The following is a 3751-nucleotide window of genomic DNA, read 5'->3' as shown; positions in this document are numbered from 1 at the left end:
GAATTTTCCCTGCTGCAGATCCTCTACCGCAACCCCAGCCAGGTCTATGCGAAGGAGATCCTGCACGACCAGCTGTTCGAATATGACGAGCATCCGGAAACCCACCGGGTCGATGTCATCCTCAGCCGGCTGCGCAAGAAAGCGCGCGACCAGCATTTCCGGCTGCCGATCCGGGCGATCTTCGGCAAGGGCGTCGTATTCATCGATTCCTGACGGATTTTCTCGACTCCTTGAGAGAATTGAGACGGTTGAGACTGACCGTCCTTGAAATCCTCCCCCAGAAATGAGGACAGAAATGGTTCCGCGCTGCAGTCGCGCGCGTGCCCGGCTGTCCGGCAGAACGCCGCCAGTTGTTGGCTACGCCCCGGCTCTCCGAAGGGACCTCCAGATATGCATTTTGGGGTAAGGGGTCTCGTCATATGTTCAATGCCACTGCCAGCATCAAGCTGCTCGTCGTCGATAGCGCGCTTTCCGGTTCGAAGGCACTGATCGACGGCCGCCGGGCGGATTTCGCTATTGCCCACCTGGCGCCCGAAGCGGCGCCGCTGGCGCAGATCGCGGATCTTGCGGAGCAGCATGGCCCTCTGACCGACCTGCACATCCTGTCCCATGGCGAACCCGGCGCGCTGCATATGGCGGGCGCTGTCGTGGATGCCGCGGCGCTGGCGGATGCAGCCGATGCGCTGCGCCGCATCGCCGCCTGCCTGACGCCGGATGCGGAAGTTCTGCTCTATGGCTGTTCGGTCGCCTCGGGTGAGACCGGCCGGGATTTCGTGGCCGATCTTCAGGACGTGCTGGGTGCGCCGGTCGCCGCCTCGGAGGCCCCTGTCGGCAACGCTGCGCGCGGCGGCGCCTGGTCGTTCCGCACGCCGGACGGAATGCCGGCCATCCCGGCTTTCAGTCCGGCAGCACAAGCAGCCTTCGCCGGCCTGCTGGGAGGGCCCGAGTTCCAGCTGGATGAGAACGATAACCAGCCCGACCTGAGCGATAACGACGATATGATCACGGTCGATTTGGCCAATTCGCTGAATGCGGGCGATGTGATCAACGGCAAACTTGGCAGCGACTCGCTGGCAATCTCGGCGGTGCAGGAAGTCACCTTCAACGCCACGACGCTGACCAATGTCGAGGTTGTAAAAATCAGCCACACGACCGGCACCGTGAACATCACCAGCCATGATGGGACGGTCGCTTCCGGTCAGTCCCTTAACGTCGAGGGCTCCGCCGCCTCAGGGGCAATCAAGTGGAACGGCGCTGCGGAAGGCGACGGCAGCTTCGTCTTTACCGGCGGCAGCGCCGTCGACACGCTGATCGGCGGCGCCGGCGAGGATCAGTTTTCGAGTGGCGCTGGCGCGGACATCATGACCGGCAATGGCGGCGGCGACTGGTTCTACGGCACGGTGGCCGAGCTGAACGGCGATACCGTCACCGACTTCTCGTCCGCCGACACGCTCTATATCTACGGCCTGGACCTGTCCGCCCTGGACGGTCAGGCGGCCAGCGGCATCATCGATATGGGCGGCGGCAACAGCCTGAGCCTGACCGGCATCACCGCCGCCAGCGGCACCTTCAAGGTTGTCGTCTCGGGTGGCGATTCGACCATTACCCTGGTTGCACCGCCGGCACCAATCTCCCGCGACCTGACCACCGGCGATGACACGCCGGTGCTGGGCGGTGGCAACGACACGATCAATGCCGATATCGCCAATTCGCTGAACTTAAACGATGTGATCGACGGCAAGGGCGGCAGCGACACGCTGAACATCACAGCGGCGCAGTTACTCACCTTCAACCCCACGACGATGACCAATGTCGAGACGGTGAAGATCAGCCACACCACCGGCTCCTCGGTCAGTATCGACACTGATGACGCGACGGTGGCGGCTGGGCAAACCCTGACCGTCGATGGCTCCGCCGCCACCGGGTGGATCATGTGGCACGGCCGGAAGGAAACCGACGGCAAGTTCGACCTGACCGGCGGCAGCGCTGACGACACGCTGGACGGTGGCCTCGGGGCTGATACGCTGACCGGCGGCGCCGGCAATGATTTGTTCTACGGTGAGGCAGCCAATTTGGCCGGCGACACCATCACCGACTTCGCGGCCGGTGACCGCATCTATGTTCAGAGCGTTGATCTGTCTGCGCTGAACGGCCAGGCGGCCAGCGGCACCATCGATCTGGGCGGCGGACAGAGCCTGACGCTCACTGGGATCACCGCCGCCAGTGGTACCTTCAAGGTCGTTTACGCATCCGGCTCGTCGACCATCACCCTGGTGTCGCCGGTCACGGCTAGCCTGACCATCTTGAATAACACCCCGGCGCTGGGCGATGGTAACGACACGATCAATGCCGATATCGCCAATTCGCTGAATCCGGGCGACGTGATCGACGGCGAGGGCGGCAGTGACACACTGAACATCACGGCGGCGCAGAGTGTCATCTTCAACGCCACGACGCTGACCAATGTCGAGACTGTGAAGATCGGCCACACAACCGGCACCGTCGACATCACCACCGATGATGCGACGGTGGCGGCCGGCCAGACCCTGACTGTTGACGGCTCCGCCGCCACGGGAACCATTAACTGGAACAGCGTGGCCGAAACCAACGGCACATTCTCGGTCACCGGCGGTGAAGGTGACGATACGCTGACCGGCGGTGCGGGCAGCGATACGCTGATCGGTGGTGCTGGCAACGACACGCTGCGCGGCGGCGCTGGCGCGGATACACTGACCGGCGGGGCCGGCAATGACGTGTTTCAGGGCAGCACAAGCGACTTGATAGACGACATCATCACCGACTTCGCGGTCGGCGACAGCGTCGTCATTCAGAACTATAACCTGTCGAGCCTGGACGGTCAGACGGCCAGCAACAAGATCGATATGGGCGGCGGTCAGGAGCTGACCTTCACCGGCCTCAGCGCAGCCAGCGGTACCTTCAAGGCCGTCTATGATGGCACCGATACCACCCTCACCCTGGTCGCGCCGGGGCCGGTCACGGCCACCCTGACCACCGGCAATGACACGCCGGTGCTGCGTGACCTCAATGACACGATCAATGCCAGCATCGCCAATTCGCTGAATGCGGGGGATGTCATCAACGGCGAGGGCGGCAACGACACGCTGGTCATCACGGCGGAACAGAACGTCACCTTGGGCGCCACGACGCTGACCAATGTCGAAACGGTGACGATCAGCCATACGTCCGGCACCGTCAAAATTGTTACCGATGACGCGACGGTGGCGGCCGGCCAGACCCTGACCGTCGATGGCTCCAAGGCGACCGGCACGATTGACTGGAACGGCTTTGCGGAAGCCGACGGCAAATTCTCGATCACTGGCGGCAGCGGTGACGACACCATACGCGTCGGCGAGGGCGCCGATACGCTGACCGGCGGTGCCGGCAAGGACAGCTTCATTGGCTCGGTAAACCGGCTGGGCGGCGACACCATCACCGACTTCGCGGTTGGCGACAAGATCACGGTGACGGTCTCCGATCTGACAGCGCTGGACGGTAAGGCAGCCAGCGGCACCATCGATCTGGGTCTCGGCCAGACCCTGACCCTGACCGGCATCACCGCCGCCAGCGGCACCTTCAGCGTCGTGCGTGAATTCGGTCACAGCTACATCACGCTGGTCGCGCCGGTCACACCGCCCAGTACGCCGACCACACCGACCACGCCGCCTGTCGTGGTGACGCCGACGACACCGACGACGCCCGGTTCCGGCGAGAATACCCAGGCGGAGACGAT

At 63.7% G+C, this 3751-nt stretch carries 2 protein-coding genes; both read left to right on the top strand.

What is annotated here, in order from left to right; genetic code table 11:
• Positions 1–213: helix-turn-helix domain-containing protein (locus tag BKM74_RS18295; RefSeq protein WP_140056130.1), on the top strand; the 213-nt coding region annotated here is incomplete at its 5' end.
• Between the two features lie 206 nt (positions 214–419).
• Positions 420–3751 (top strand): DUF4347 domain-containing protein (locus BKM74_RS18290; protein ID WP_086467124.1); only part of this gene is annotated, 3332 nt, incomplete at its 3' end.

The sequence above is a fragment of the Oceanibaculum nanhaiense genome (assembly GCF_002148795.1).
Classification (GTDB): Bacteria; Pseudomonadota; Alphaproteobacteria; order Oceanibaculales; family Oceanibaculaceae; genus Oceanibaculum; species Oceanibaculum nanhaiense.
The sequence above is the reverse complement of the archived record's forward strand: the minus strand, read 5'-3'. Positions and strand labels throughout refer to the sequence as shown.